27 protein-coding genes are annotated in these 26,216 nt (G+C 72.7%); 8 read left to right on the top strand and 19 right to left on the bottom strand.

Features of this window, described 5'->3' with window-relative positions; translation table 11 throughout:
- Positions 1-591: 591 nt before the first annotated feature.
- A complete protein-coding gene (locus ACFZP7_RS26075; RefSeq protein WP_030969163.1) occupies positions 592-1,263 on the top strand; it encodes a TrkA family potassium uptake protein in 672 nt (223 codons plus the stop codon).
- Positions 1,263-1,940: a TrkA family potassium uptake protein gene (locus tag ACFZP7_RS26070; RefSeq protein WP_019325863.1), complete on the top strand. Its 678-nt coding sequence runs from the start codon at positions 1,263-1,265 to the stop codon at positions 1,938-1,940. The genes ACFZP7_RS26075 and ACFZP7_RS26070 overlap by 1 nt, the downstream gene beginning before the upstream one ends.
- Positions 1,941-2,096: 156 nt before the next feature.
- On the opposite strand, the gene ACFZP7_RS26065 is transcribed toward ACFZP7_RS26070, so the two are convergent.
- The 8 genes from ACFZP7_RS26065 to ACFZP7_RS26030 all read right to left on the bottom strand — a co-directional run bounded on the left by ACFZP7_RS26065 (position 2,097) and on the right by ACFZP7_RS26030 (position 9,538).
- On the bottom strand, positions 2,097-2,885 hold the full coding sequence (locus tag ACFZP7_RS26065) for a DUF3159 domain-containing protein (RefSeq protein ID WP_031015494.1): 789 nt from the start codon (positions 2,883-2,885) through the stop codon (positions 2,097-2,099).
- A 3-nt stretch (positions 2,886-2,888) separates the two neighbouring features.
- Positions 2,889-3,287, bottom strand: a complete 399-nt coding sequence (locus ACFZP7_RS26060) for an OB-fold nucleic acid binding domain-containing protein (RefSeq protein ID WP_071528847.1) — start codon at positions 3,285-3,287, stop codon at positions 2,889-2,891.
- An 84-nt stretch (positions 3,288-3,371) separates the two neighbouring features.
- On the bottom strand, positions 3,372-4,055 hold the full coding sequence (locus ACFZP7_RS26055; RefSeq protein ID WP_019325860.1) for a response regulator: 684 nt from the start codon (positions 4,053-4,055) through the stop codon (positions 3,372-3,374).
- Positions 4,052-6,598: an ATP-binding protein gene (locus tag ACFZP7_RS26050; protein ID WP_385636028.1), complete on the bottom strand. Its 2,547-nt coding sequence runs from the start codon at positions 6,596-6,598 to the stop codon at positions 4,052-4,054. Before ACFZP7_RS26050 ends, ACFZP7_RS26055 begins: the two co-directional genes overlap by 4 nt.
- Positions 6,599-6,765: 167 nt before the next feature.
- Positions 6,766-7,458, bottom strand: a complete 693-nt coding sequence (locus ACFZP7_RS26045; RefSeq protein ID WP_019325858.1) for an ABC transporter ATP-binding protein — start codon at positions 7,456-7,458, stop codon at positions 6,766-6,768.
- A 166-nt stretch (positions 7,459-7,624) separates the two neighbouring features.
- Entirely contained in the window at positions 7,625-8,377 is a 753-nt protein-coding gene (locus ACFZP7_RS26040) for a DUF3710 domain-containing protein (protein WP_125772127.1), read from the bottom strand.
- Position 8,378: 1 nt separating this feature from the next.
- The gene (gene dut / locus ACFZP7_RS26035; protein ID WP_031015489.1) at positions 8,379-8,957 is read right to left on the bottom strand and encodes a dUTP diphosphatase; all 579 of its coding nucleotides are present in this window, start codon (positions 8,955-8,957) and stop codon (positions 8,379-8,381) included.
- The gene (locus tag ACFZP7_RS26030) at positions 8,954-9,538 is read right to left on the bottom strand and encodes a PaaI family thioesterase (protein ID WP_385636024.1); all 585 of its coding nucleotides are present in this window, start codon (positions 9,536-9,538) and stop codon (positions 8,954-8,956) included. Before ACFZP7_RS26030 ends, dut begins: the two co-directional genes overlap by 4 nt.
- Before the next feature lie 57 nt (positions 9,539-9,595).
- Here ACFZP7_RS26030 and ACFZP7_RS26025 point away from each other — a divergent pair, with 57 nt between their 5' ends.
- Positions 9,596-10,057 carry a DUF3093 domain-containing protein gene (locus ACFZP7_RS26025; protein WP_385636021.1) on the top strand — a complete coding sequence of 154 codons (462 nt, stop codon included), beginning with the start codon at positions 9,596-9,598 and terminating at the stop codon, positions 10,055-10,057.
- Positions 10,058-10,112: 55 nt separating this feature from the next.
- On the opposite strand, the gene ACFZP7_RS26020 is transcribed toward ACFZP7_RS26025, so the two are convergent.
- The 4 genes from ACFZP7_RS26020 to ACFZP7_RS26005 form a co-directional block, all read right to left on the bottom strand.
- A complete protein-coding gene (locus tag ACFZP7_RS26020; protein ID WP_385636020.1) occupies positions 10,113-11,069 on the bottom strand; it encodes a hypothetical protein in 957 nt (318 codons plus the stop codon).
- 13 nt (positions 11,070-11,082) lie between these two features.
- On the bottom strand, positions 11,083-11,379 hold the full coding sequence (locus ACFZP7_RS26015) for a DUF4193 domain-containing protein (RefSeq protein ID WP_003993510.1): 297 nt from the start codon (positions 11,377-11,379) through the stop codon (positions 11,083-11,085).
- Between the two features lie 405 nt (positions 11,380-11,784).
- Positions 11,785-13,029, bottom strand: coding sequence for a HAMP domain-containing sensor histidine kinase (locus ACFZP7_RS26010; protein WP_029393391.1), 1,245 nt, complete (start codon positions 13,027-13,029; stop codon positions 11,785-11,787).
- Positions 13,030-13,035: 6 nt separating this feature from the next.
- Positions 13,036-13,689, bottom strand: coding sequence for a response regulator transcription factor (locus ACFZP7_RS26005; protein ID WP_003993508.1), 654 nt, complete (start codon positions 13,687-13,689; stop codon positions 13,036-13,038).
- A 415-nt stretch (positions 13,690-14,104) separates the two neighbouring features.
- On the opposite strand from ACFZP7_RS26005, the gene ACFZP7_RS26000 reads away from it, so the two are divergent.
- On the top strand, positions 14,105-14,278 hold the full coding sequence (locus ACFZP7_RS26000; protein WP_019325850.1) for a hypothetical protein: 174 nt from the start codon (positions 14,105-14,107) through the stop codon (positions 14,276-14,278).
- A gap of 313 nt (positions 14,279-14,591) precedes the next feature.
- Here ACFZP7_RS26000 and ACFZP7_RS25995 read toward each other — a convergent pair whose 3' ends face one another.
- A complete protein-coding gene (locus ACFZP7_RS25995) occupies positions 14,592-15,410 on the bottom strand; it encodes an inositol monophosphatase family protein (protein ID WP_385636017.1) in 819 nt (272 codons plus the stop codon).
- A gap of 8 nt (positions 15,411-15,418) precedes the next feature.
- On the bottom strand, positions 15,419-16,546 hold the full coding sequence (locus tag ACFZP7_RS25990) for a ferrochelatase (RefSeq protein ID WP_029393390.1): 1,128 nt from the start codon (positions 16,544-16,546) through the stop codon (positions 15,419-15,421).
- Between the two features lie 184 nt (positions 16,547-16,730).
- On the opposite strand from ACFZP7_RS25990, the gene ACFZP7_RS25985 reads away from it, so the two are divergent.
- Both ACFZP7_RS25985 and ACFZP7_RS25980 read left to right on the top strand, forming a co-directional pair.
- On the top strand, positions 16,731-17,987 hold the full coding sequence (locus tag ACFZP7_RS25985) for an MFS transporter (protein ID WP_031015477.1): 1,257 nt from the start codon (positions 16,731-16,733) through the stop codon (positions 17,985-17,987).
- Positions 17,929-19,266: a D-arabinono-1,4-lactone oxidase gene (locus ACFZP7_RS25980; RefSeq protein ID WP_385636014.1), complete on the top strand. Its 1,338-nt coding sequence runs from the start codon at positions 17,929-17,931 to the stop codon at positions 19,264-19,266. Before ACFZP7_RS25985 ends, ACFZP7_RS25980 begins: the two co-directional genes overlap by 59 nt.
- Here the strand turns inward: ACFZP7_RS25980 and ACFZP7_RS25975 are convergent.
- Positions 19,190-20,065: a hypothetical protein gene (locus ACFZP7_RS25975; protein WP_385636012.1), complete on the bottom strand. Its 876-nt coding sequence runs from the start codon at positions 20,063-20,065 to the stop codon at positions 19,190-19,192. The genes ACFZP7_RS25980 and ACFZP7_RS25975 overlap by 77 nt on opposite strands.
- Before the next feature lie 471 nt (positions 20,066-20,536).
- Between ACFZP7_RS25975 and sepH the strand changes: the two genes are divergently transcribed.
- Positions 20,537-21,595: a septation protein SepH gene (gene sepH, locus ACFZP7_RS25970; protein WP_019325844.1), complete on the top strand. Its 1,059-nt coding sequence runs from the start codon at positions 20,537-20,539 to the stop codon at positions 21,593-21,595.
- Positions 21,596-21,754: 159 nt separating this feature from the next.
- On the opposite strand, the gene ACFZP7_RS25965 is transcribed toward sepH, so the two are convergent.
- Positions 21,755-22,606: a sulfurtransferase gene (locus tag ACFZP7_RS25965; RefSeq protein ID WP_385636009.1), complete on the bottom strand. Its 852-nt coding sequence runs from the start codon at positions 22,604-22,606 to the stop codon at positions 21,755-21,757.
- A 251-nt stretch (positions 22,607-22,857) separates the two neighbouring features.
- Between ACFZP7_RS25965 and ACFZP7_RS25960 the strand changes: the two genes are divergently transcribed.
- Positions 22,858-23,688 carry a VOC family protein gene (locus ACFZP7_RS25960; RefSeq protein ID WP_220670860.1) on the top strand — a complete coding sequence of 277 codons (831 nt, stop codon included), beginning with the start codon at positions 22,858-22,860 and terminating at the stop codon, positions 23,686-23,688.
- Here the strand turns inward: ACFZP7_RS25960 and ACFZP7_RS25955 are convergent.
- The 3 genes from ACFZP7_RS25955 to ACFZP7_RS25945 are packed head-to-tail and all read right to left on the bottom strand — an operon-like array spanning position 23,677 to position 26,160.
- The gene (locus ACFZP7_RS25955; protein WP_019325841.1) at positions 23,677-24,327 is read right to left on the bottom strand and encodes a thymidine kinase; all 651 of its coding nucleotides are present in this window, start codon (positions 24,325-24,327) and stop codon (positions 23,677-23,679) included. The genes ACFZP7_RS25960 and ACFZP7_RS25955 overlap by 12 nt on opposite strands.
- A gap of 46 nt (positions 24,328-24,373) precedes the next feature.
- A complete protein-coding gene (locus ACFZP7_RS25950) occupies positions 24,374-25,567 on the bottom strand; it encodes an alkaline phosphatase family protein (protein ID WP_019325840.1) in 1,194 nt (397 codons plus the stop codon).
- Entirely contained in the window at positions 25,567-26,160 is a 594-nt protein-coding gene (locus ACFZP7_RS25945) for a DUF5998 family protein (RefSeq protein ID WP_019325839.1), read from the bottom strand. The genes ACFZP7_RS25950 and ACFZP7_RS25945 overlap by 1 nt, the downstream gene beginning before the upstream one ends.
- Positions 26,161-26,216: the final 56 nt, after the last annotated feature.

Here is a 26,216-nt window from a genome sequence, read left to right as displayed (position 1 = left end):
GCTCTACGGGTGAACTCGGGGCCCGCACGGCTGCGGATTCCGTAGGGCGCGCGGTCGGCGTGCCTGAATGACTGCCTATATGACGAACGGTCCCCGATCGGCGTCCGCTCCCCGGCCGTTGCACCGCCCCCTGGAGGTCCCATGCACCTGAGCGCAGAGCTGATCGGCGGCGCCGTCACCCTGGTCGGCCTCGGAATCCTCACTCTCGCGAGCATCCGCAGCATCGGCCGGCGCGGATCCTCGGCCGGCGGCTGACCCGGCGGGTGACCGGTGGCCGACCCGGCGGGTGACCGGTGGCCGACCCGGTGGGAGAGCCCCGGTCGCGCCCCGGGTGACCCCGGGGTTGAGACGGCCCCTGCGAGCGCGGGAGGCTTGCCGCTACGTTGGGGGCGGACGACGGGGAACCCGGCTCACGCCCGGAATCAGGTCTTCCCGGGGCCCCGAGCGGCGTCGGGGTCGGCGGTCACCGGCATGATGTTCCCCTGCGGCCCCGCACACCGGCCGCGACGTGTCGCCAGGCGAGCCGAAAGAGAGACATGAGCAGGACATCCACTAAGGCCGGCGGGCCCGCAGAGAGCGGGGTGTGAGGCGATGCACATCGTGATCATGGGCTGCGGTCGCGTGGGCTCCGCCCTCGCGCAGACCCTGGAGCAGCAGGGGCACACGGTCGCCGTGATCGACCAGGACCCCACCGCCTTCCGCCGCCTCGGTTCCACGTTCGGCGGCCGCCGGGTGACCGGCATCGGCTTCGACCAGGACACCCTGCGCGAGGCGGGCATCGAGGAGGCGGGCGCCTTCGCCGCCGTCTCCAGCGGTGACAACTCCAACATCATCGCCGCCCGGGTGGCCCGCGAGATGTTCGCCGTGGAGAACGTCGCCGCCCGTATCTACGACCCGCGCCGCGCCGAGGTCTACCAGCGTCTGGGCATCCCCACGGTCGCCACCGTCCGCTGGACGGCCGACCAGATGCTGCGCCGGCTGCTCCCCTCGGGCGCCGAACCGCTGTGGCGCGACCCCACCGGCGGGGTCCAGCTCGCCGAGGTACATACCTCGGCGTCCTGGGTCGGCCACAAGATCAGCCGGCTCCAGGAGGAGACCGGGGTGCGCGTGGCGTTCGTCACCCGGCTCGGGGAGGCGATCCTGCCGACCTCGCAGACCGTGTTGCAGGAGGGTGACCTGGTGCACGTGATGATGCGCACCGACGAGGTCGACAAGGTCGAGGCGGCGTTCGCCCAGGGTCCCGAAGAGGAGGGCGGTCACTGATGAGGGTCGCCATTGCCGGAGCCGGTGCGGTCGGCCGTTCGATCGCGGGTGAGCTGCTGGAGAACGGGCACGAGGTCCTGCTCATCGACAAGGCGCCGACCGCGATCTCGGTCGAGCGGGTGCCGATGGCGGAGTGGCTGCTCGCGGACGCGTGCGAGATCACGTCCCTGGACGAGGCGGCGCTCCAGCGCTGCAACGTCGTCATCGCCGCGACGGGCGACGACAAGGTCAACCTGGTCGTCTCCCTGCTGGCCAAGACGGAGTACGGCGTTCCGCGCGTCGTCGCCCGGGTGAACAACCCGAAGAACGAGTGGCTGTTCAACGAGTCCTGGGGCGTGGACGTCGCCGTCTCCACGCCGCGGCTGATGTCGGCCCTGGTCGAGGAGGCGGTGAGCGTCGGCGATCTCGTCCGGCTGCTGCGCTTCAGCCACGGCGACGCCAACCTGGTGGAGCTGACCCTGCCGGAGGAGTCGGCGCTGGCCGGCACGCAGGTCGGCGACGTGGAGTGGCCCGAGGACACCTCGCTGGTCACGATCATCCGCGGCACCCGGGTGCTGACGCCGTCCGGGGAGGACTCCCTGGAGGCCGGCGACGAGCTGCTGTTCGTGGCGGCTCAGGCCCGCGAGGAGCAGCTGGAGGACCTGCTGTCGGCGCGTAAGGGCAGCACGGCGCGCTGACCTGTCCACGGCCCGCGTACGACGGTGGGGTGCCCGGAGATCTCCGGGCACCCCACCGTCGTACGCGGGACCGACACCCTGTCCGGGGCCCGACGCCGTACGCGGGACCGACACCGTGTCCGGGGCCGACGCCGTACGCGTCGTCCCGCCGGTGCGTCAGCCCTTGCGGTGCCTGCCGCCGGGCGCGGGATCGAGGGCGTCTTCGCCCCGGGCCTCGCGCTCGGCCTTCGCTCGCTCCTCGCGCTCCTTCTCGGCCTGCTCCGCCGCCTCCATCTCCGCGAAGACGTCGATGGGGGCCGGAGCCTTGGCCAGGAAGACCCAGGTGAGCCAGACGGCGAGCAGGAAGGGCGGGATCTTCAGGGTGACCAGGACCCAGCCGAGCTGCTCGGTGTCGGCCCACCAGTACAGCGGGAAGAGGATCGCGGACTTGGCGAGCAGGATGAAGCCCCAGGCGTAGCTCGCCTTGGTGTACGCCTTCTTGCGGCCCGGGTTGCGGGTGCGCCAGGAGAGGTTCTCCTTGAAGACCGGGCCGAGGATCAGACCGATCAGGGGCACGCCGGCCAGCGAGGTGACGATGTACGCCAGGGCCAGGCCCAGGGTGTAGAGCATGCCCGGCAGGTAGAAGTTCTTGGCGTTGTCGGTCATCATCGCGAAGACCACGCCGAAGGCGACGCCGAAGACACCGCTGAACGCGTGCTTGACGGTGTCCTTCATCGCCAGCCGGACCACGACCAGCACCAGCGACACGGCCAGCGCCGCGATCGCCGACATGTGCAGGTCGTTGTTGAGCGTGAAGATGGTGACGAAGAGCAGGCCCGGCAGCACCGTCTCGACCATGCCCCGCACGCCGCCGAACGCCTCGAACAGCGCGGCCTCGGTGACCGCCCGTGCGTCGTCGGCTTCCGTGTCCTGGGTGTCTTCCGTCGGCTTGTCGAGCGACGTCACCGGCTACTCCCGTCCGAGGGGTCTCAGTTCGTATTTCGGGTTGAAGAGCACCCGGCGGCCCCGGCTCATGGAGATCCGGCCCGATGCGATGAGCTTGCGCCCCGGCTCTATGCCCACGATGGAGCGTCTGCCCAGCCACACCACGTCCAGCGCGGCGGAGCCGTCGAACAGCTCGGCCTCAAGGGCCGGGACGCCCGCGCGCGGTCGCAGGGTGACCGTGCGCAAGGTACCAGTTACCGAGACGATCTGACGGTCCTGGCAGTCCCCGATGCGGGTGCAGCCGGCGGTGTCGGCGTCCTCGCGCAGTTCCTCGGACTCCAGGTCCTCCTGCGACGAGGAGAGCCGGTCGAACATGCGCCGGAACCGGCCCACCGGCTTGTCGGAACGCGGAGCAGCACTCATATCAGAAGCGTACCGGGAGGGGCCGACAGCCATGCACCCCTCTCGGGCCGGTATCGCGAGGCTCACTTCGCGGGCGCCCGCCGCTCACTTCTCGAAGCGGTACCCCATGCCCGGCTCGGTGATGAAGTGGCGCGGATGCGCCGGGTCCGTCTCCAGCTTGCGGCGCAGCTGCGCCATGTAGACCCGCAGGTAGTTCGTCTCCGTCCCGTACGACGGCCCCCACACCTCCTGGAGGAGCTGCTTCTGGCTGACCAGGCGCCCGGTGTTGCGCACCAGCACCTCCAGCAGGTGCCACTCGGTGGGCGTCAGCCGTACGTCCTTGCCGCCCCGGTTCACCTTCTTCGCGGCCAGGTCGACGGTGAACTCCGCGGTGTCCACGATCACGTCGTCCTCGCCGCCCGGCACGGGCTCGGCCCGGCGGACGGCGGCGCGCAGCCGGGCCAGCAGCTCGTCCATGCCGAAGGGCTTGGTGACGTAGTCGTCGGCGCCCGCGTCGAGGGCCTCGACCTTCTCGTCGGAGGAGTGCCGGGCGGACAGCACCAGGATCGGCACCCGGGTCCAGCCGCGCAGGCCCCGGATCACCTCGACGCCGTCCATGTCGGGCAGGCCCAGGTCGAGCACCACCACGTCGGGGTGGCGGGCGGCGGCGAGCTGGAGGGCGGTGGCACCGTCGTGGGCGGCGTCGACCTCGTAGTGGCGCGCCTTGAGGTTGATCACGAGCGCACGCACGATCTGGGGTTCGTCGTCGATCACGAGCACCCGGGTCATCGGGCGGCCTGCCTTTCTGCTGTCGTGACGGGGGAAGCGCCGGAGGGTGTTCCGGCCGCGCGGAGAGTGAGCACCATGGTGAGGCCGCCGCCGGGGGTGTCCTCGGCGTTCAGGGTGCCGGCCATCGCCTCGGCGAAGCCGCGGGCCACGGCCAGTCCGAGGCCCACCCCCGCTCCGCGCGGGGCGTCGCCGTGGCGCTGGAAGGGTTCGAAGATGCGTTCCTTGGCGTCGTCCGGCACTCCGGGCCCCCGGTCGACGACCCGCACCTCGACGCGGTCCGCGAGGGCGCTGGCGGCGACCAGGACGGTCCGGCCGGCCGGGCTGTACTTGACCGCGTTCTCGATCAGGTTGGCCATCGCCCGCTCCAGCAGCCCGGCGTCGACGGCGACCATGGGCAGCGTCTCGGGGACGTCCAGCTCGACGCTGCCCTCGGGCACTCCGCCGAGCGCCATCGGCACCACCTCGTCGACGTCGATCTCGCGGATCAGCGGCGTGACCGTGCCGGTCTGCAGGCGGGACATGTCGAGCAGGTTGCCCACCAAGTGGTCGAGCCGGTCGGCGCCCTCCTCGATGCCCTCCAGCAGCTCCGCCTGGTCCTCCTCCGACCAGGCCACGTCGTCGCTGCGCAGGCTGGTGACCGCGGCCTTGATCCCGGCGAGCGGCGTCCGCAGGTCGTGGCTCACGGCGGCCAGCAGCGCGGTGCGGATGCGGTTGCCCTCGGCCAGCGTCCTGGCCCGGTCGGCCTCCTCGCGCAGGCGGCGCCGGTCCAGGACGACGGCGGCCTGGGCGGCGAAGGCGGCCAGCACCCGTCGGTCCTCGGCGGGCAGCACCCGGCCGGTCAGCGCGAGGGCCATGTGGTCGCCGACCGGCATGTCCACGTCCGCGTCCTCCGGGCGCTCGACCGGCGGTCCGGTCCCGGCGCGTCCGGCGCAGGTCCAGGGGGCCACGTCGCCCTCCCGTTCCAGCAGCGCCGCCGACTCCATGCCGAAGGTCTCGCGGACCCGTTCCAGCAGGGTCTCCAGGCTGGTCTCGCCGCGCAGCACGTCACCGGCGAGGAAGGAGAGGATCTCCGACTCGGCGCGCAGCCGGGCGGCCTGGTGGGTGCGGCGGGCGGCGACGTCGACGACGGAGGCCACGGAGAGCGCGACGCCCACGAATATGGCGAGCGCCAAGATGTTCCGGGGGTCGGCGATGGTGATCCGGTTGACCGGGGGCGTGAAGAACCAGTTCAGCAGGAGCGAACCGACCGCGGCCGAGGCGAGCGCCGGGTAGAGGCCGCCGAGCAGCGCGGCGGCCACGGTCAGCGCCAGATAGAACAGGACGTCGTTGGCGAGGCCCAGGTGGACCGTGTTCAGCAGCAGGGTGAGGACCACCGGGCCGCCGAGACCGGTGAGCCAGCCCCAGGCGATCCGGGAACGGCCGAGCCGCGCGCCGGTGGCCACGGGCAGCCCGCGGCCCTTGGCGACCTCCTCGTGCGTGACGATGTGGACGTCCAGGTCGGGGCCGGACTCGCGGGCCACGGTGGCGCCGACGCCGGGCCCGAAGACGTACTGCCAGGTCTTGCGGCGCGAGGAGCCGAGGACGATCTGCGTGGCGTTGCTGCCGCGCGCGAAGTCGAGCAGCGCGGCCGGTATGTCGTCGCCGAGCACGTGGTGGAAGGTGCCGCCGAGATCCTCCACCAGGGTGCGCTGCACCGCCAGTTCCTTCGGGGAGGCGGAGGTCAGCCCGTCGCTGCGGGCTATGTAGACGGCCAGCACCTCGCCGCCGGCGCCCTTCTCGGCGAGGCGCGCGGCCCGGCGTATCAGAGTGCGCCCCTCGGGGCCACCGGTCAGGCCGACGACGATGCGCTCGCGCGAGCCCCAGATCCTGGATACGCGGTGTTCGCTGCGGTACTGCTGGAGGTACTCGTCGACCCGGTCCGCCACCCACAGGAGGGCCAGCTCGCGCAGGGCGGTGAGGTTGCCGGGCCGGAAGTAGTTGGACAGGGCCGCGTCGACCTTGTCCGGCTGGTAGATGTTGCCGTGGGCCATGCGCCGGCGCAGCGCCTGCGGCGACATGTCGACCAGCTCTATCTGGTCCGCGCGGCGCACCACCTCGTCCGGCACGGTCTCCTGCTGCCGTACGCCCGTGATCGACTCGACGACGTCGCCGAGGGACTCCAGGTGCTGGATGTTGACGGTGGAGATCACGTCGATCCCGGCGGCCAGCAGCTCCTCGACGTCCTGCCAGCGCTTGGCGTTGCGCGAGCCCGGGACGTTGGTGTGCGCCAGTTCGTCCACCAGGGCCACCCGGGGCGCGCGGGCGAGCACGGCGTCCAGGTCCAGCTCGGTGAAGACGGCGCCGCGGTGCTCCAGCTCGCGGCGCGGCACCTGTTCCAGGCCGTGCAGCAGCGTCTCGGTGCGGGACCGGCCGTGGTGCTCGACGAAGGCGACGACGCAGTCGGTGCCGCGCTCGCTGCGGCGGTGGGCCTCGGACAGCATGGCGTAGGTCTTGCCGACACCCGGCGCCGCGCCGAGGTAGATCCGAAGCTTGCCGCGTCCCATGGCCTCATTGTCTTCCGGTCAGCGCCGAGTGCGCAGCGTCGACCTTACGGCCAGCAATCCCGACAAAAGGGGGCAGGGTACGGAAGGGCCGTCGTCTTTGACGGAACCCTGACGCAGGTGTCCGGCGGGACCGCGAGCCGCCCGGTGCCGCCCCGGCGCCTCCGGCGTCACTGCTCGACGATCGTCCCGTCCCGCAGTTCCAGCACGCGGTCGGCGAGGTCCAGCAGGGCGGCGTCGTGGGTGGCGACCAGGGCGGTCACCCGTTCGCTGCGTACGACGGCCCTCAGCAGCTCCATCACGGCGTGCCCGGTCTCCGCGTCCAGTTGGCCGGTGGGCTCGTCGGCGATCAGCAGCGCCGGTTCGTTGGCGAGGGCCCGCGCGATGGCGACCCGCTGCTGCTGCCCGCCGGACAGCTCGCCGGGCCGCTGGGCGGCGTGGTCGGCCAGACCGACGAGGGACAGGAGCAGGCCGACGCGTTCCTCCCGCCGGCGCGGCGGGGTCCGGCGCAGCCGCAGCGGAACGCCGACGTTCTCGGCGGCCGTGAGGATCGGGATGAGCCCGAAGGACTGGAAGACGAAGCCGACGCGGTCGCGGCGCAGGGCGAGCAGCCCGTCCTCGTCGAGTGCCGCGAGGTCGCGGCCGTCGACCTCGACCCGTCCGGTCCAGGCCGCGTCGAGCCCGCCGACGATGTTGAGCAGCGTGGTCTTCCCGGAGCCCGACCGCCCCTTGAGGGCGACCAGCTCACCGCGCGGCACTTCGAAGGAGACGCCGCGCAGGGCGTGCACGGCGGCGGCGCCGCGGCCGTACGACTTCCGCACCTCCTGGACGCGCACCATCGTCTCGGTGACCACCTGGCCCATGTGCCCTCCCCCGCCGGAACCGGGCGCCAGTATCGCCAGGGGGCGCCGGGAGGTTCAACGGTCGGGCGCCCCCCCGTCCGCGGGGACCGCCGCGGGGCGGGCGTGCCCCGGCACGACGAAGGGCCGCGTCCCGTGCGGGAGCGGCCCTTGCGTACCGGTGACCCGGCTACCGGACCTCGGTGATCTCCGGGCCGCGCTGGAGCTGGCCCATGCCGCCGGAGAAGCGGGAGCCCTCCTCCTGCTGGACGCCCTCGGGGACCATCTGCGCGTCGTTGGGGAGCTTGAGGACGATCGGGTCGCGCGGGGCCATCGGGCCCTCGCCGCGGACCACGACCGTGTCCCGGAAGATCTGCTCCAGCAGCCCGGCGGCCTGCGGCTGCACCGCGCCCTGGCCGGAGATCACTCCGCGCAGGAACCAGCGGGGACCGTCCACGCCGACGAACCGCACGACCTGGTAACCGCCGGTGCCGTCCGGCAGCTGCACCGGCACCTGTGCCCGCAGCTCCCAGCCCAGCGGGCCCTCGACCTCGTCGATGATGCCACCCTGCTGGGTGATGCCGGAGCCGATCTCCTCGCGGACCTCGCCCCAGATGCCCTCGCGCTTGGGCGCGGCGAAGGCCTGCAGCTGGATGGCGCTGTCGCGGAGCACGACGGTCGCGGCGACGATCGCGTCACCCGCGACCTCCACCCGCAGCTCCATGCCCTCCACTCCGGGTACGAACAGACCGCCCAGGTCCACCCGGCCCTCGGCGGGGTCGCGGACCTCGGAACTGTCCCAGGGCCCGTCGGGCCGCGGTTCGGGCTCGAGCCGCACGCGCTCGCGCTCTCCGTCCGCCTCGGTGTCGACGCTGTCGACGACCTGCTCGGCCTCGCCGGCCGCGCCCTCGGCGGCATCCCTCTTCTTGCGACGTCCGAACACGTCACTGTCCTTCCCGGTCGGATACGACCGAAGCGTATCGATTCCCACCCGTCGGGCCGCCCTCGGCGGCCTGACCGCTTGTGCCGCTTGCACGGTCCGTCCCGGCGTGGCCGCCGGTGGATCCGAAGCCCCCCTCGGCCCGCGCCGAGTCGGGAAGCTCCGCGACCTCACGGAAGCGGACCCTCTCGACCTGCTGGACGACCAGTTGGGCAATCCGGTCGAAGCGCTCGAACCGCACGCTCTCGCGCGGATCGAGATTCACCACGATCACCTTGATCTCCCCACGGTACCCGGCATCAATCGTCCCCGGGGCATTCACGAGGGCGACACCGCAGCGGGCCGCGAGCCCGGATCGTGGGTGCACGAAGGCCGCGTACCCCTCCGGGAGCGCCACAGACACGCCCGTGGGCAGTACGGCGCGTTCACCGGGCGCGAGTGCGCAGTCGACGGTGGTGCGCAGATCCGCCCCCGCGTCACCGGGCCGCGCGTACTCCGGAAGCGGTACGTCGGGGTCGACGCGGCGGATCAGGACGTCGAGGTCCGGGCGGGGCCCGGGGTGCGCGGGGCCTGCGGTGCTCACGGGTTCACCTCGAAGGCGCGGGCGCGGCGGACCTGGTCGGGGTCGTCCATGGCGGCGCGGATCTCCTCCTCGCGGCCGTGGCTCACGAAGTGATCGACCTTGACCTCGATGAAGAGGGCGTCGGCGCGCACGGCCACGGGCCCGTCCGGGCCGCCGATCCGGCCGGTGGCGGTGGAGTAGATCTTCCGGCCGGCCACCGCGGTGACCTCGGCCTCCAGATACAGCGTGGTGCCGACCGGCACCGGCCGCCGGAAGTCGGTCTCCAGCCGTCCGGTCACCGCGATCGTGCGCAGCAGCCAGTTGAGCGAGCCGAGGGTCTCGTCCAGCGCGGTCGCCAGCACACCTCCGTGGGCGAGGCCGGGGGCGCCCTGGTGGGCGGCCTGGACGGTGAACTCGGCGGTGATCGACACGCCTTCGCCGGCCCGCGCCTCGAGGTGCAGTCCGTGGGGCTGCTCGCCCCCGCAGCCGAAGCACTGTCCGTAGTGGGCGCCGAGCAGCTCGCCGGGGGCGGGCGCTTCGGGGTGCCGGACGGGCTTCACGGCGTCGGCGGGGGGCTCAAGACCTGCGGAAGTACCACTCACAGGCGCAGACCTTACCCGCGCGTCGGCCGATCGCCGATACCGTGCCAAGCTTGGTGCATGCAGCTCTCGACCGCCTCGTACGAAGAACGCCTCACCGCGCCCCGCTCCTGGTGGGTGGGGTCCTTCCTGGTGGGGCTCTCCTTCGCCCTGATCCTGCTGCCCTTCGGCACGCTGCCGATGCTGGGCGGCCTCGCCGGCGGTACGGCGGTGGCGGCGGTGGCGGCCAGTTCGTACGGCGCGGTCCGCATCCGCGTGGTGGGGGACTCGCTGATCGCGGGCGAGGCGAGGGTGCCGCTGTCCGCCCTGGGCGAGGCGGAGATCCTCGACCCGGAGGAGGCCCGCGCCTGGCGGACCCACAAGGCGGACACCCGCGCCTTCCTGCTGCTGCGGGCCTACATCCCGAGGGCCGTGCGCGTCCTGGTCACGGACCCGCAGGACCCGACTCCGTACCTGTACCTGTCGACCCGCGAGCCGGAGCGGCTGGTCGAGGCCCTGAAGGCGGCGAAGGCGGCGGCGTGACGCCGCCGCGGTGACGACGGTGCCCGCGCGACGCCGCGCGGGCCGGAGGCCGGTGTCAGTGAGAGCCTTCGCCGCCCGGGTCGGGGCGGTGGCCGGGCCGCCCGGGCCCGAGTTCCTTCGTGAGGGCGCCCATGTCCAGCGCGTCCCGCGGCCCCTCCAGGGCCGGCAGGTCGTCGAGGGCGCTCCAGGGCACCTGTCTCTTGCGCAGGTCCGCCCGGATCCGGTCGGCGAGCTTCCTGGTGTCGCGGCGGTTCATGACCGCGCCCACCGCCGCACCGACCATGAACGGCATGAGGTTGGGCAGGTTGCGCACCATCCGCTTCATGATCTGCTGGCGCAGCTGGCGCTTCATGTGGCTGTTCATCGCCGAGCCGAGGGTCGACGGCTTGGAGACGTCCACGCCGCGCTCGTCCGACCAGGAGTTCAGGTAGGCGGTGCTGCGCTGGCCGAGACCGCCGGGCGGGCGCAGCCCGTACACCTCGTGCAGTTCGGCGATCAGCTTCAGCTCGATCGCGGCCACACCGGTGACCTCGGCTGCCAGTTCGGTGGGCATCGCGGGCGGGACGGGCATCATCGCCGCGGCGCCGATGCCCGCGCCGACGGTCGCCGTGCCCTTGGCCGCGCCGGCGACCAGCCGGTCGGCCAGCTCCTCCGGGCCGAGGCCGGGGAACTGTCTGCGCAGGGTCGCCAGGTCCCGTACGGGCACCCGTGGTGCCAGTTCGATGATCCGGTCGGCGAGATGCGCCAGGGCGGCCCTGGCGCGCTGTCCGCCGTTGCGAACGCCCTGTCCGGCCTTGTGCCGGAACGCCGCTGCCCTGCGCCGGGCAGCGGGTGCCGGCGTCTGCGTGGTCGCCGGGAGGCCGTCCCGGTCGGCCACTGATTCGAGCGGAGCCGTCCCCGTGTCGGTCGGGCCCCGCTCGTCGTCACGCGCGCTGTAGGAACCGTCGAGCGGTCCTTGGTCCGCTTCCCGCCTGTGGAAGCGGCGCTTCCAGGGAGGGGTCGAGCCAGTCACGGCCGACCCCGCCTCAGTCGCAGTCGCGGCAGATCGGCTGGCCGTTCTTCTCCCGGGCCAGCTGGCTGCGGTGGTGCACCAGGAAGCAGCTCATGCAGGTGAACTCGTCCTGCTGCTTCGGCAGCACTCGGACGGCCAGTTCCTCGTTCGAGAGGTCGGCGCCGGGGAGTTCGAGGCCCTCTGCGGCCTCGAACTCGTCGACGTCGACGGCCGAGGCGGACTTGTCGTTCCGCCTGGCCTTCAGCTCTTCGAGGCTGTCCGAGTCGACGTCGTCGTCGGTCTTGCGTGGAGTGTCGTAATCGGTTGCCATGGTCGCTCTCCCCCTCTGGGTGTCTGCGGTGTCTCCAGCGCACGTAACGCGTGAGAGGCCGGACTTGTGCCCGACCTGAGGCGGAGATTTTGCCTCACATCAAGGTCTGTTACTCAATCGACACCCAACCGGACTCCTCATGAGTGATCGGCTTGGATGGCGATGGGGACCGTACACGGTCCGAATGTCGCACTTCAAAGGCGCCCCACCGTGTACTTCCCGTGATCAGAGGCCCTGAAAACCAGGACTTTCCCGGCCTTCCGACAGGGTGCATGATCACGGAGAGTAGAGGGCGGGAAAGTCCGCGCTGTGATCGATCACACAGGCAACTCCCGGGCCCTCGGCCTGGAAATTCCGCTCAAAGCGAACATCCTCGGGTATCGGTGAGATGTCGGGGTCATGATCTCAGACGGGCAGGGTGACTCGCATCACGAGCCCTCCGCCCTCGCGCGGCTGCGCGTAGATGTGACCACCGTGGGCCCTGGCCACCGACCGGGCGATGGACAGGCCGAGGCCGACCCCCTTGTCGCTGCCGGTGCGCTCGGTGCGCAGCCGGCGGAACGGCTCGAAGAGGTTGTCGATCTCGTACGCCGGCACCACGGGGCCGGTGTTGGTGACCACCAGGACCGCCTGGCCGTTCTCCACCGAGGTGGTGACCTCCACCCAGCCCTGCTCCGCCACGTTGTAGCGCACGGCGTTCTGGACGAGGTTGAGGGCGATCCGCTCCAGCAGGACGCCGTTGCCCTGGACCACCGCGGGCTCCCGGGTGCCGCGGATCGCCACGCCCTTGGTGTCCGCCTCGGCGTGCACCTGGTCGATGGCCTGGCCGGCCACCTCGGCGAGGTCCACCGGCTTGCGCTCGACGATCTGGTTGTCGCTGCGGGCGAGCAGCAGCAGGCCCTCGACCAGTTGCTCGCTGCGCTCGTTGGTGGCCAGCAGCGTCTTGCCTAGCTGCTGCAGCTCCACGGGGGCGTGGGGATCGGACAGGTGGACTTCCAGCAGGGTCCGGTTGATCGCCAAGGGGGTGCGCAGTTCGTGGGAGGCGTTGCCGACGAAGCGCTGCTGGGCGGTGAAGGCCCGCTGCAGCCGCTCCAGCATGTCGTCGAAGGTGTCCGCCAGCTCCTTCAGCTCGTCGTCCGGGCCGTCCAGCTCGATCCGGCGGGAGAGGTCGGAGCCCGCGACCGCGCGGGCGGTACGGGTGATCCGGCCCAGCGGCGACAGGACGCGTCCGGCCATCGCGTAACCGAAGGCGAAGGCGATCACGGCGAGCCCCAGCAGGGCCAGCAGCGACCGGCTCAGCAGCCGGTCCAGGGCGACCTGGCGCTGGTGGTCGATGCAGTCGCTGATCGCGGCGTTGAACTGCGACAGCGACAGGTTGCCGTTGGTGACTCCGGGGCAGTCGGTGCTCGCGACCTGGAGGTCCTCGAAGTCGACGATCTTGTAGAGCGGCTGGTTGCCGGTGCGCACCGCCTGGGCGGCCAGCAGGTAGATGATCGACAGCAGCAGGATGCCGGCGATCAGGAACATGCCGCCGTAGAGCAGCGTGAGCCTTATCCGGATGGTCGGCCGCAGCCACGGCAGCGGGGAGGCCGAGCGCGGGTCCCAGGTGGGCTTCGGGGGCACCCCGGGGGGCGCGGGTGTCGTGGCCACGGTCGATCAGATCCGGTAGCCGGAGCCGGGCACGGTGACGATGACGGGCGGCTCGCCCAGCTTGCGGCGCAGGGTCATGACGGTCACGCGGACGACGTTGGTGAACGGGTCGGTGTTCTCGTCCCAGGCCTTCTCCAGGAGCTGCTCGGCCGAGACGACGGCGCCCTCGCTGCGCATCAGCACCTCCAGCACCGCGAACTCCTTCGGCGCGAGCTGCACCTCCTTGCCGTCCCGGAACACCTCGCGGCGGTTGGGATCGAGCTTGATCCCGGCACGCTCCAGGACGGGCGGCAGCGGCACGCTGGTGCGCCGGCCCAGGGCGCGCACGCGGGCGATCAGCTCGCTGAACGCGAAGGGCTTGGGCAGGTAGTCGTCGGCGCCGATCTCCAGGCCCTCGACCCGGTCGCTGACGTCGCCGGAGGCCGTGAGCATCAGCACGCGGGTGGGCATGCCCAGCTCGACGATCTTGCGGCACACGTCGTCGCCGTGCACGAGCGGGAGGTCGCGGTCGAGGACGACCACGTCGTAGTCGTTGACGCCGATGCGCTCCAGGGCGGCCGCACCGTCGTACACGACGTCGACGGCCATGGCCTCCCGGCGCAGTCCGGTGGCCACCGCATCGGCGAGCAGCTGCTCGTCCTCGACGACGAGTACGCGCACGTCGCTGTCCTTCCTGTGTCCACCCGCGTAGCGCTGTGGGCGCGCACGAGGGCAGGGGGCTGGTGGGGTGTGTTGCCTCCATCCTGCCCTTTTCGGCCATAAGTCGGCTGTAAGGCGGGTGAGGGGCCGGGAGAAACACCGGCGCCGGAGCGGGAATGCGAGATTTTCTCGCGCGGTTGAGGTTTCCGCGGAAGGGAGCGGGGGGAGGACGGCTTTACACCCCGCGATCACGCTCTGCCTGTACCGCGTCACCGCGCGGTATGCCGCGGTCCGCTTCCGCAGAGCGGGCGTGGGTGTCCGGCACCGTCGCCGCCCGGCAGGGCAGCGCTGGGCACTCCACCGGAGACGTGATCGTCCCTTTCGATCGGCACACCCCCGTGCCACCGACCCACGACCCAGGACGAGGGGGCGCAGCATGGACGCTTTCACCGCAGGACTTCTGCAGCGCATAAAGACGACCGAGTCCGACCTGTCCCGGGCCCGCGACGAGGGGGACGAGTTCCTCGTCGAGGTGGAGCTGGGAGAGCTCGACGACCTGCGCCGTCTCGCCGCCGAGCACGGCGTGGAGGTCGGCACGACCAGCGTCTGACCAGCCCGTGGACGACGGGCCCCGGCGGGATCCAGCGCCGGGGCCCCGTCGTGTACGTCGCCGCCCGACGGCCCGCTCGGCCGGGGCGGGAGAGGCCCGGGCGGTGTGACGGCGGGTGCCCGGGACGGCCTGCCCAGGAGCAGGCACCCTCGCGACACCACACCGTGCCGGGCGCCGCGGCGGCAGACGCCGTAACCGCGCCGCGCGGGCCCGGTGAGCCCGGCAGGCGCGTGCCGGGGCCGGCCCCGGCGCGTGCCGGGGCGGGTCGGCACGGGCCGGGCCGGGCGCCTGTCCCCGTCGAACCGCCGGGGGCCTACGCGCCGAAGTCCGTCAGGAGCCGCTGGAGGGGCTCCAAGACCGCCGGGGTGGCCGCGATCGTCAGGTCGCCCGAGGGGCGCTCACCGGGGCGTCCACCGGTCACCGCGCCCGCCTCCCGGGCGATCAGGTCCCCGGCCGCGACGTCCCACGGGTGCAGTCCGCGCTCGTAGTAGCCGTCGAGGCGCCCGGCGGCCACGTCGCACAGGTCGATCGCGGCCGAACCGCCGCGCCGGATGTCGCGCACCAGCGGGATCAGCCGGCGCGCGATCTCGGCCTGCTCGGCGCGGACGTCGGCGACGTAGTTGAAGCCGGTGGAGACGAGGGCCTGGTCCAGCGGGGCCGGGGCGCGGCAGGCGAGCCGGCGTTCGCCGTCCCAGGCGCCCGTGGCCCAGGCGCCGCCGCCCAGCACCGCGTGGTACGCCTCGCCCCGCATCGGGGCGACGACCACGCCGGCCACCCGCTCGCCGTCCTGCTCGGCGGCGATGGAGACGGCCCAGGTGGGCAGCCCGTACAGGTAGTTGACCGTGCCGTCGAGCGGGTCGACGACCCAGCGGACGCCGCTGGTGCCCTCGGTGGCGGAGCCCTCCTCGCCGAGGAAGCCGTCGTCGGGGCGGCGGTCGGCGATCAGGCCGGTGATCAGCTTCTCCGCCGCGATGTCCATCTCGGTGACCACGTCGATCGGGCTGGACTTGGTGGCCGCGACCGCCAGGTCGGCGGGGCGGCCGTCGCGCAGCAGCTCGCCCGCGCGGTGGGCGGCCTCCTGGGCGATCTTCAGCAGCTCGGCGTGGAGCGGGTCGGGCGTCACGTCGGTCACGGGGCTCCTCACGCGTAGGGGCTGTCGGCGCCCGCGGCGGCGGGGCGGGGGGCTCGGGCGGGGCAGCAGCCGACCGGGCACAGGTTGTGGCTGGCGCCGAGCGCGCCGAGGGCGCACGGTGCGACCTCCCGGCCGCGCTCGGCGGCGGACCGCTCCAGGACCAGATCGCGCACCGCGGCGGCGAACCTCGGGTCGGCTCCGACGGTGGCCGAGCGGCGCACCGGCAGCCCCAGCTCCTCCGCCTTGGCCGTGGCCTCCGTGTCGAGGTCGTACAGGACCTCCATGTGGTCGGAGACGAAGCCGATCGGGGCCATCACCACGGCGGGGACGCCGGCCGCCCGCCGCTCCTCCAGGTGGTCGCAGATGTCGGGCTCCAGCCACGGGATGTGCGGGGCGCCGGACCGCGACTGGTAGACGAGCTGCCAGGGGTGGTCGACGCCGGTGCGCTCGCGGACGGCGTCGGCGATCACCTGCGCCACGTCCAGGTGCTGGCGCACGTACGCCCCGCCGTCACCGTGCTCCTCGACCGGCCCGGAGGTGTCCGCGGCGGAGGTGGGGATCGAGTGGGTGCAGAAGGCGATGTGAGCGCCGTCCCGCACTTCCTCGGGCAGCTCGGCCAGGGAGCGGACGACGCCGTCGACCATGGGCTCCACGAAGCCCGGGTGGTTGAAGTAGTGCCGGAGCTTGTCGATCCTCGGCAGCTCCAGGCCCTCGGCCTCCAGGGCGGCGAGCGAGTCCGCCAGATTCTCGCGGTACTGGCGGCAGCCCGAGTACGAGGCGTAGGCGCTGGTGGCGAGGACGAGGATGCGGCGGCGTCCGTCGCGGACCATCTCGCGCAGGGTGTCCGTCAGGTACGGCGCCCAGTTGCGGTTGCCCCAGTAGACCGGGAGGTCGAGGCCGTGCTCGGCGAAGTCCTTGCGCAGGGCGTCCAGCAGGGCCCGGTTCTGGTCGTTGATGGGGCTGACCCCGCCGAAGAGGAAGTAGTGCTGACCGACTTCCTTGAGGCGTTCCTTGGGGATGCCGCGCCCGCGCGTCACGTTCTCCAGGAACGGGACCACGTCGTCGGGGCCCTCCGGGCCGCCGAACGAGAGCAGGAGCAGGGCGTCGTAGGGGCTGGCATCGAGCACGTCTGGCATGCCTCGATCCTGCCACCCGCCACTGACACCCGACCAACGGTGGGGTCCCGCCGCGCGTCCCGGCAGGCCCCGGGCGTGATCCGGGCGCTCCGCGGGGTGTTTCCCGCACGCGGGCACGAGTAATCTGTATCGACTGCGTTCGGACCTTACCGAGCACTCCACTGAGCCGTTCCCGGAGACCGCGTTGCCCAGTCCCTATCGCGCCCTGTTCGCCGCTCCCGGCACCAAGGCCTTCTCGACCGCGGGCTTCCTCGGCCGGATGCCGCTGTCGATGATGGGCATCGGCGTGGTGACGATGATCTCCCAGCTCACCGGCCGGTACGGACTGGCCGGCGCGCTGTCGGCCACGATCGCGCTCGCCGCCGCCGTGGCCGGACCGCAGGTCTCCCGCCTGGTCGACCGGTACGGGCAGCGCCGGGTGCTGCGCCCGGCGACCCTGGTGTCGCTGACCGCGGCGGCCGTGCTGCTGCCGGCCGCGCACTACGGGTGGCCGGACTGGGTGCTCTTCGCGGCCTGCGTCGGCATCGGCTGCGTGCCGAGCCTCGGCGCGATGGTCCGCGCCCGCTGGGCGGCGCTGTACCGGGGCACCCCGCAGCTGCACACCGCGTACTCGTTCGAGTCGGTGGTGGACGAGATCTGCTTCATCTTCGGGCCGATCATCTCCATCGGCCTGTCCACGGCCTGGTTCCCGGAGGCCGGGCCACTGCTGGCCGCCTGCTTCCTGGCGGTCGGCGTCTTCTGGCTGACCTCCCAGCGCGCCACCGAGCCCGAGCCGCACCCGCGCGAGGAGAAGGGCGGCGGCACCGCGCTGCGCTCCCGGGGCCTCCAGGTCCTGGTCGCCACCTTCGTGGCCACGGGGACGATCTTCGGGGCCGTCGACGTGGTCACCGTGGCCTTCGCGGAGGAGGAAGGACACAAGGCCGCCGCCAGCGTCGTGCTCGCCCTGTACGCGGCGGGATCGTGCACGGCGGCCATGGTCTTCGGGCTGCTGCGCTTCGCCGGACCGCCCGAGCGACGCTGGCTCCTGGGCGTCTGTGCGATGGCCGTGAGTATGATCCCCCTCCTACTGGTCGGAAACCTGCTGGTTCTGGCCGTGGCGCTGTTCGTTGCGGGTCTGTCCATCGCTCCCACGATGATCACGACGATGTCCCTCATCGACCAGCACGTTCCACGCACGCAGCTCACCGAGGGCATGACCTGGGTGAGCACCGGACTCGCGGTCGGGGTCGCCCTCGGCTCCTCCGCGGGCGGCTGGGTGATCGACGCCTCCGGTGCGCGTGCCGGGTACGGGGTTCCGGCGGTGGCCGGGGCCGTCGCGGTCGCGGTCGGTTTCCTCGGGTACCGCCGGCTGAAGCGGCCGGCTCAGCGTCGGGGAGGGACCGTTGAGCAGCACACGCACGGCGAGCGGGACGGCGAGCGGGAAGAACCGCACCTGGCGTAACTGGGGCGGGAACGTCTCCGTGCGCCCGGCGCGGGAGGTCACCCCCGCCTCCGTCGAGGAACTGTCCGAGGCCGTCCGCGCGGCGGCCGCCGAGGGGCTGCGGGTCAAGGCCGTCGGCACCGGCCACTCCTTCACGTCCATAGCCGCGACGGACGGCCTGCTGATACGCCCCGGGCTGCTGACCGGCATCCGCCATATCGACCGCGACGCGATGACCGTCACCGTCGAGGCCGGCACCCCGCTCAAGCGGCTCAACCTGGCGCTCGCGCGGGAGGGCCTGTCGCTGACGAACATGGGCGACATCATGGAGCAGACCGTCTCGGGGGCGACCAGCACCGGCACCCACGGCACGGGCCGCGACTCGGCCTCGCTCGCCGCCCAGATCCGGGGCCTGGAGATGGTCACCGCGGACGGCTCGGTGCTGACCTGTTCCGAGCGGGAGAACCCCGAGGTCTTCGCCGCGGCCCGGATCGGCCTGGGAGCACTGGGCGTCGTCACCGCGGTCACCTTCGCCGTCGAGCCGGTCTTCCTGCTCACGGCCCGCGAGGAACCGATGCCCTTCGAGCGGGTCCTCGCCGAGTTCGACGAACTCTGGGCGGAGAACGAGCACTTCGAGTTCTACTGGTTCCCGCACACCGGCAACACCAACACCAAGCGCAACAACCGCAGCGCGGGGCCCGAGCAACCGGTGGGCCGGCTGAAGGGCTGGTTCGAGGACGAGTTCCTGTCCAACGGCGTCTTCCAGGCGGCCAACTGGGTCGGCCGCGCGGTGCCCGGCACGGTGCCCGCGATCGCGCGGATCTCCAGCAAGGCGCTCTCCGCGCGGACGTACACGGACATCCCCTACAAGGTCTTCACATCACCGCGCCGTGTGCGCTTCCTGGAGATGGAGTACGCCGTTCCGCGCGAGGCCGTCGCCGAGACCCTGCGTGAGCTGAAGGCCATGGTGGACCGGTCGCGGCTGCGGATCAGCTTCCCGGTCGAGGTGCGCACGGCCCCGGCGGACGACATCACGCTGTCCACCGCCTCGGGCCGCGACAGCGCGTACATCGCCGTCCACATGTTCCGGGGGACGCCCTACCAGGCGTACTTCACCGCCGCCGAGCGCATCTTCACGGCGCACGAGGGACGGCCGCACTGGGGCAAGCTGCACACCCGGGACGCCGAGTACCTCTCCCGGGTGTATCCGCGCTTCGGCGAGTTCACCGCGCTGCGGGACCGTCTTGACCCGGATCGGCTGTTCCGGAACGACTACTTGCGCCGGGTTCTGGGGCCGTAGCCGAGGCGTCGGGCGCCGGACCGGTGGCGTCACCGGAGCCGTCGTCGCCGGTGGCCTCCGGGGTGGGCGTCGGACTGGACGCCGTACCGCCGTCCTCGTCGGACGTGGCGCCCGACGAGGGGACGCCGCCGGAGCCTTCGGGGTTGCCGGACGGAGTGGGCGCCGGGCTGTCGTCGCCGGAGCCGGAGCCGGAATCGGAGCCTCCGGAGTCGCCGGACCCGTCGGAGTCCCCGTGCTCGCGCGAGTCGCCGGAGCCGTCACCGCCGCCGTCGCCGTCCGAATCCCCGTGACCGGAACCGGACGTGTGGTGGCCGGTGAAGGCGCTGCCGACCGTGGTGCTGTGGCCCCCGCTCAGGTTCTCGCCGGAGGCGAGTTCGTACGCGGTGATCCCGGCCATGGTGACGCCGAAGACGAGCGCCGCGGCCACCAGGGGGCGCTTCCAGCCCCGGGTGCGCGCACGGTAGACGGTGCCCTCGGTGAACTCCCCCCAAGCGGACGCCGGTGCGGAACCCGCCGCCGGGACCGACGCGGTCCGCGGGCCGCCCCCCGCGCGCTTCACGCGGAGCTGCTCCCCGGTGCGCTTGAAGAAGTGCTGGAGCACCGAACCGCCACAGGTCGCGATGACGCTGATCAGGCCGGCCCCCAGGATGGTTCCGTACACGCCGAAGGAGGAGGCGAGTTTGGCGGCCACCACCGCGGCCAGGGCACTGCCCGCGACCTGGGGGACGCTCAGGTCGATCCGCCTGGCCCCCTCCGTGGGCGCCTCCGTGTCACCTGCGGCATCGGGCTTTTCACGCATCACCGGACCTTGCCTGTCTTTCCCGTACGCGGACGATCAACTGCACGAGAAAGGGACGAGCGGTCGAAACCATTAGTTCCGTTTCTGGTGATTGCGTGAAGTACGCCACGCCAAGATCACGGGATTCGCGCCACGGACGGCCGGACGCCGCCTCTTGCCGGAAGTCGGGCGGCGTGCCAATCCACGCACGTGGCCCGAATGGAGTACTGTTGCGAGCCCTGGGTCCGGTCTCCCGACAGGGGGCCCGGGACCGTGAAGGACCGCCGGGAGGGGGCTAGTTGCACAGGGTGACGAAAGCCGTCACTCAGCGTTGCGAACAGGTAACCGTGCCATAACGGCGATCCAGGGCCCGAGCCCGACACGCCGGGCAACTCGGCAAGGTTGTGGCAGGCTGCACCCGGGCAGGCCACACTCGACAGAGCGGAAGCAGCGACGCACGTGACGTCGGCAGGCACCACCCGGGAGGTCCCCATGCCCGAACTGCGTGTCGTGGCCGTCTCGAATGACGGCACACGGCTGGTGCTGAAGGCTGCGGACAGCACGGAGTACACGCTTCCGATCGATGAGCGGCTCCGGGCCGCCGTGCGCGGCGACCGTCCCCGCCTCGGCCAGATCGAGATCGAGGTGGAGAGCCATCTCCGCCCCCGCGACATCCAGGCGCGTATACGTGCCGGCGCGACCGCGGAAGAGGTCGCCCAGATGGCCGGCATCCCCGTCGACCGCGTACGGCGCTTCGAGGGCCCCGTGCTGGCCGAGCGCGCCTTCATGGCCGAGCGGGCCCGCAAGACGCCCGTCCGCCGTCCCGGCGAGAACTCCGGGCCGCCCCTCGGGGAGGCCGTCCAGGAGCGGCTGTTGCTGCGCGGCGCCGACAAGGACACCGTCCAGTGGGACTCCTGGCGCCGCGACGACGGCACCTGGGAAGTGCTCCTGGTGTACCTGGTCGCGGGCGAGCCGCACTCCGCCAGTTGGACGTACGACCCGCCCAGGCGCCTCGTCCAGGCCGTCGACGCGGAGGCGCGCGCGCTGATCGGCGAGTCCGACGACCTCGCCGCGGCCGAGCCCAGCTTCCCGTTCGTGCCGCGCATCGCCCGGCTGCCGCGCGACCGGCCGCTGGACCGCACGCTCGACCGGGAGCAGCGGGAGCGGCCGAGTCTGCCCCCGCCGCCGTCGGAGCCGGCCGAGGAGACCGCGGCCACCGCCTCCGTCGAACGCGAACGCGACTCGCTCACCAGCCTGCTGGAGGCGGTGCCGAGCTTCCGGGGCGATCTGGTGGTGCCCGAGCGCGCCCCGGAGACGGTCGAGGAGCCCGTCGAGGAACCCGAGGTGGAGGAGCCCCCGGCCCCTGCCGCATCGGCCGGTTCCGCCTACGCGGACGTCCTCATGCCGCGGTCGGTGGGCAGCCACCGGGACCGCCTGACCGGTTCCACCGACCGTCAGGCCGAGGCCGACGGGGTACGCCCCGGGCGGCGGGCGGCGGTGCCGAGCTGGGACGAGATCGTGTTCGGGACGCGGCGGAAGAAGCAGGAGTAGGCGGACCCCTCCGCCCGACGATGCGCACGGATCGGGGCGCACCCCGCGCGGGGTGCGCCCCGATGCCGTCCACGGACCTTCCGGCCCGGCCCGGTGCCGGCTCAGGGGCAGCCATCGGTCTCGTCCTGGCGGGCCCGAGGGGCTTGCCCCTGCGCGCGCCTACTGCGGATCGGGGCCCACGGCGACCGGACGGCTCGGGTCCGCCGACCACTCCGACCAGGAACCGACGTACAGCGCCGCCGGGATGCCCGCCACCGCCAGGGCCAGCACCTCGTGGGCGCCCGACACGCCCGAGCCGCAGTACACGCCGACGGCTTCGTCCCCCGTGGCACCCAGGGACTCGAAGCGCGCGCGGAGTTCCTCCGCGGGCCGGAAGCGGCCGTCCGCCGCCACGTTGTCCGTCGTGGGCGCGGACACCGCGCCCGGAATGTGGCCGCCGACCGGGTCGATCGGCTCGACCTCGCCCCGGTACCGCTCCCCCGCGCGGGCGTCGAACAGCACCCCGGACCGGGCCAGCGCGGCGGCCCCGTCGGCGTCCAGGAGCCCCGAGGCACCCGGCTCCGGCACGAAGTCGCCCTCCTCGGGGACGGGGACGTCCGTCGACAGCGGCCCCTCCCAGGCCGGCAACCCGCCGTCGAGGACCCGCACGTTCGGGTGACCCGTCCAGCGCAGCAGCCACCACGCGCGGGCTGCCGCCCACCCCTGTCCGCCGTCGTACACGACGACCGGCCGGCCGGACGACAGGCCCGCCCGGCGCATCGCGGCGCCGAACTCCGCCACGTCCGGCAGCGGGTGCCGGCCGCCGGCACCGGGCGCGGAGGCCAGCTCCTTGTCCAGGTCGACGAAGACCGCGCCGGGAAGATGCCCGGCGGCGTACTCGGCCCGGCCGTCGAAGGACGGAGCCCCGGCCGCCTTGGCCGTGCTCAGCTGCCAACGGACGTCGAGCAGGACCGGCGGGGCGCCGCCCGCCAGTTCGTCGGCGAGTTCGGGTGCGGAGATGATGGCGTTCATGGCCCCATCCTGGCGTACCGAGTGGCCGCCGCGCCGATGTCGGGCTACTCTGCCCGCCGGACAGCACCGATCACGAGGCGTGCGGGTTCGAGCACATGCTGTACCACCCGGACAGCCAGGGCTGCCCCACGAGCACGCTCCGGAGCCCGGCACCGGGAGCGGTGCGGCATCGGCGCCCAGGTCCGTCGGAGCGGAACCAGTCGGAGCGCAAGCGGACGCACGGCCCGCGCAGGGCCGAGAAGAGAGTGACGATGACCGACGCACGGGGGCCGGCCGGCCGGAACGGCGAGAAGCCCGCCCGGCACGCACCCGGCACGCCCTGCTGGGTGAGTCTGATGGTGCACGGACCGGCCACGACCCACGACTTCTACGGAGCCCTGTTCGGCTGGGAGTTCCGGCCCGGCCCCCAGCAACTCGGCCCCTACGCACGGGCGCTCCTCGACGGACGCGAGGTGGCCGGCATCGGCCAACTGCCCCCGGACCGGCACCTCCCCATCGCCTGGACCCCGTACTTCGCCTCCGACGACGTCGACCGGACGGCCGAAACGGCCCGCCTGTGCGGTGGCACGATCGGCGTGGGCCCGCTGGACGCGGGCGAGGCCGGCCGGCTGGCGATCGGCTCCGACCCGGCCGGGGCCGTCTTCGGCGTCTGGCAGGCGGCGGCCCACCTCGGCACGGCCGTCACGGACGTGCCCGGCACACCCGCGTGGAACGAGCTGGTGACCTACGAGTCGGCGAGCGTCGCCAAGTTCTACGAGACCGTGTTCGGTTTCGAACTGGTCCCGGAGGTCTCCGCCGACGTCGACCACGTGACCCTGCTCCTCGACGGCCGCCCCGTCGCCGGAATCCACGGCGTCGGCAACGCCCTGCCGCGCGACCGGGGACCGCACTGGGTGACGTACTTCAAGGTCGCCGACGCGGAGGAGTCCCTGCGGCACCTCACCGCCCTGGGCGGGCACGTCCTGGAGCCGGTCCGGGAGACCGAGCACGGCCGGACGGCGATGGTGGCCGATCCGGAAGGGGCGCGGTTCGCGGTGCTGCAGAGCCGGGCCGCGGAGCCCCGGGAGCGCTCAGGCGGGTGACACCGGCAGCACGTCCGGCGACAGCGCCGCCGCGCGGGACGTCGCGGCCGTCATCCGGCGCCGGTGGTGCCGTCGGCACAGCACCTCGTAGCCGATCTCGTCGGCGGACCGGGCGACGTCGCCCACGACCACCTGGGCGCCCTCGACGACCATGACCCCGCCGACCGTGCGGGCGTTGTGCGTGGCGCGGGCCCCGCACCAGCACAGGGCCTCGACCTGGAGCACCTCGACGCGGTCGGCGAGTTCGACCAGGCGCTGGGAGCCGGGGAACAGCTTGGAGCGGAAGTCGGTGGTGATGCCGAACGCGTACACGTCGAGGCCGAGGTCGTCGACCACGCGTGCGAGCTGGTCTATCTGCTCCGGCGCCAGGAACTGCGCCTCGTCCGCGATGACGTAGTCCGCGCGTCCGCCCCGGGAGAGGTGGTCGACGACATACGCGTACAGGTCCTGGCCGTCCTCCACCTCCACCGCGTCGGTGACCAGGCCGAGACGGGAGGAGAGCTTGCCCTCGCCCGCGCGGTCGTCGCGGGTGAAGATCATGCCGACCAGTCCGCGTGCGGAGCGGTTGTGCTCGATCTGGAGAGCCAGTGTCGACTTCCCGCAGTCCATCGTTCCGGAGAAGAACACCAGCTCGGACATGAGGGGTTGGGCACCTTTCGGCGAGGGGGTCGGTGAGGGGCGGAGGTCAGGAGCGTACTTCGAGCAGGGGGACGAGCTGCTCGGCGGGGGTCATCGAGCCGTGGTTGCCGACCATCGACGACTCCTTCGGCTCCCGCTCCGAGGCGATCAGCAGGACGTCGTCCCGCGCGGCGGCGACCACGTCGCCGATGCGGTCGTACACCCGGTCGTCGATGCGGGGGCCGAACCAGCCGGCCGCGATCGCCTCGTCCCTGGACGCCACCCAGAACTGCTCGCCGAGGACCTCGCGCCAGCAGGTCAGCACGTCGTTGTGCGCGCCGGGGACCGCGTACACATGGCGGGCGCGGCCCTCGCCGCCGAGGAGGGCGACGCCCGCCTTCAGCTCCCAGTCCTCGTCGAAGTCGATGCGGTGGTCCTCGTCGAAGGGGACGTCGATCATGCCGTGGTCGGCGGTGACGTACAGCGCGCTGCGCGGCGGGAGCTGCTCGGCGAGGCGCTGGACGAGCCGGTCGACGTGGGCGAGCTGGCCGCGCCAGGTGTCGGAGTCGATGCCGAAGCGGTGGCCGGCGCCGTCGACCTCGGCGTAGTAGGTGTAGACGAGGGCGCGGTCGGCGCCGGCCAGCTGCTCGGCGGCGAGGTCCATCCGGTCCTCGCCGGACAGCCGGCCGTGGAACGAGCCGCCGCTGAGCGCGACCTTGGTCAGCGGGGTGTTGGCGAAGGTCGGGGAGGAGACCTGCGCGGCGTGCACTCCCGCGCGATGGGCGAGCTCGAAGACGGTGGGGTACGGCTGCCAGGCGCCCGGCGCCGTCCACGGCTGCCAGCGCAGCTGGTTCATCAGCTCGCCGGTGTCCGGATTGCGCACCGTGTAGCCGGGCAGCCCGTGGGCGCCCGGCGGCAGACCGGTGCCGACGGAGGCGAGGGAGGTCGCGGTGGTCGCCGGGTAGCCCGCGGTGATCGGGCGTCCGGTGCCGCCGCGCGAGCTGCCCAGCAGCGAGGTCATGAAGGGGGCGTCCTCGGGGTGGGCGCGCAGCTGCTCCCAGCCGAGGCCGTCGATCAGGAACACGCAGTTCCGGTCGGCGGGGGTCAGTTCGGTGATGCCCGCGGTGGTGCCGGGGACACCGAGGCCGGCCGCCAGGGTGGGCAGCAGGTCGGCGAGCGAGCCGCTGCCGTACTCGGGTACGGGGGCGGAGTCGACGGGGAGCGGTTCCGGGTCGGTGTCCCAGGCGGCGGGCTGCACCATCAGCGGGTGTCCGCCGTCGCCTCGGAGAGGGCCTGCGCGAAGGCGAGCGCCTGGCGCACCGTCTCCGGGCCGTCCCCGGCCTCGCTGACCCGCAGGCTCAGGTCGTCGGCGGTCGAGCTGCCGGTGTAGCCGTGGTCCGCCTCGCAGTTGGGGTCGCCGCAGGCGGCGGGCTCCAGGTCGAGGCGGGAGACGGCGCCCCAGCCGATGGTGAGCACGATCTCGCGGGGCAGGGTGCCCGGCTTGTACTGCTCCGGGTTGGCGACGACGCGGCTGACGACGATGGACGAGATCCGGCCGAGCTTGACGGACTCCGTGGACGTCGTGGCGTACGGCGTCGGGGAGGTGTCGTCGGCGGCCTGCTCGTCGGTGTGGCTGACGATGAAGCGGTTGCCGGTGAGCACGAGCACGGTCACGTGCCGGCGCACCTCGTTCTGGTCGAACGTCGTCTCCTGGTGGACCAGGTACGACCGCACGGGCTCGCCGCCCACGGCGGCCTCCACCGCCTCGGCCACGAGGGCCGGGTAGTAGCCGCTGCGCTCGATCGCCGCTCGCAGCCCCTGGGTCGTCGTACTGGTCTTGGCCATGCCGTCCATCCTACGGTGGCCCACTGACTGCGCGGGACGCTCGTGCGGCGCCCGTACCGGGCGGC

It is taken from the genome of Streptomyces sp. SudanB5_2050 (assembly GCF_964272335.1).
Lineage (GTDB): Bacteria > Actinomycetota > Actinomycetes > Streptomycetales > Streptomycetaceae > Streptomyces > Streptomyces rochei.
Note: the sequence above shows the minus strand (reverse complement) of the source record. Positions and strands in the feature narration are given on the sequence as shown.

Coding starts and splice junctions, on each gene's coding strand:
- ACFZP7_RS26060 (WP_071528847.1), bottom strand. CDS start 3,287: ATGAGTGCTGCTCCGCGTTCCGACAAGCCGGTGGGCCGGTTCCGGCGC.
- sepH (WP_019325844.1), top strand. CDS start 20,537: ATGCCCGAACTGCGTGTCGTGGCCGTCTCGAATGACGGCACACGGCTG.
- ACFZP7_RS26025 (WP_385636021.1), top strand. CDS start 9,596: ATGCAGCTCTCGACCGCCTCGTACGAAGAACGCCTCACCGCGCCCCGC.
- ACFZP7_RS25950 (WP_019325840.1), bottom strand. CDS start 25,567: ATGGTGCAGCCCGCCGCCTGGGACACCGACCCGGAACCGCTCCCCGTC.
- ACFZP7_RS26070 (WP_019325863.1), top strand. CDS start 1,263: ATGAGGGTCGCCATTGCCGGAGCCGGTGCGGTCGGCCGTTCGATCGCG.
- ACFZP7_RS26000 (WP_019325850.1), top strand. CDS start 14,105: ATGGACGCTTTCACCGCAGGACTTCTGCAGCGCATAAAGACGACCGAG.
- ACFZP7_RS25955 (WP_019325841.1), bottom strand. CDS start 24,327: ATGTCCGAGCTGGTGTTCTTCTCCGGAACGATGGACTGCGGGAAGTCG.
- ACFZP7_RS26045 (WP_019325858.1), bottom strand. CDS start 7,458: ATGGGCCAGGTGGTCACCGAGACGATGGTGCGCGTCCAGGAGGTGCGG.
- ACFZP7_RS26075 (WP_030969163.1), top strand. CDS start 592: ATGCACATCGTGATCATGGGCTGCGGTCGCGTGGGCTCCGCCCTCGCG.
- ACFZP7_RS25945 (WP_019325839.1), bottom strand. CDS start 26,160: ATGGACGGCATGGCCAAGACCAGTACGACGACCCAGGGGCTGCGAGCG.
- ACFZP7_RS25975 (WP_385636012.1), bottom strand. CDS start 20,065: ATGCGTGAAAAGCCCGATGCCGCAGGTGACACGGAGGCGCCCACGGAG.
- ACFZP7_RS25960 (WP_220670860.1), top strand. CDS start 22,858: ATGACCGACGCACGGGGGCCGGCCGGCCGGAACGGCGAGAAGCCCGCC.
- ACFZP7_RS25990 (WP_029393390.1), bottom strand. CDS start 16,546: ATGCCAGACGTGCTCGATGCCAGCCCCTACGACGCCCTGCTCCTGCTC.
- ACFZP7_RS25965 (WP_385636009.1), bottom strand. CDS start 22,606: ATGAACGCCATCATCTCCGCACCCGAACTCGCCGACGAACTGGCGGGC.
- ACFZP7_RS26055 (WP_019325860.1), bottom strand. CDS start 4,055: ATGACCCGGGTGCTCGTGATCGACGACGAACCCCAGATCGTGCGTGCG.
- ACFZP7_RS26050 (WP_385636028.1), bottom strand. CDS start 6,598: ATGGGACGCGGCAAGCTTCGGATCTACCTCGGCGCGGCGCCGGGTGTC.
- ACFZP7_RS26015 (WP_003993510.1), bottom strand. CDS start 11,379: ATGGCAACCGATTACGACACTCCACGCAAGACCGACGACGACGTCGAC.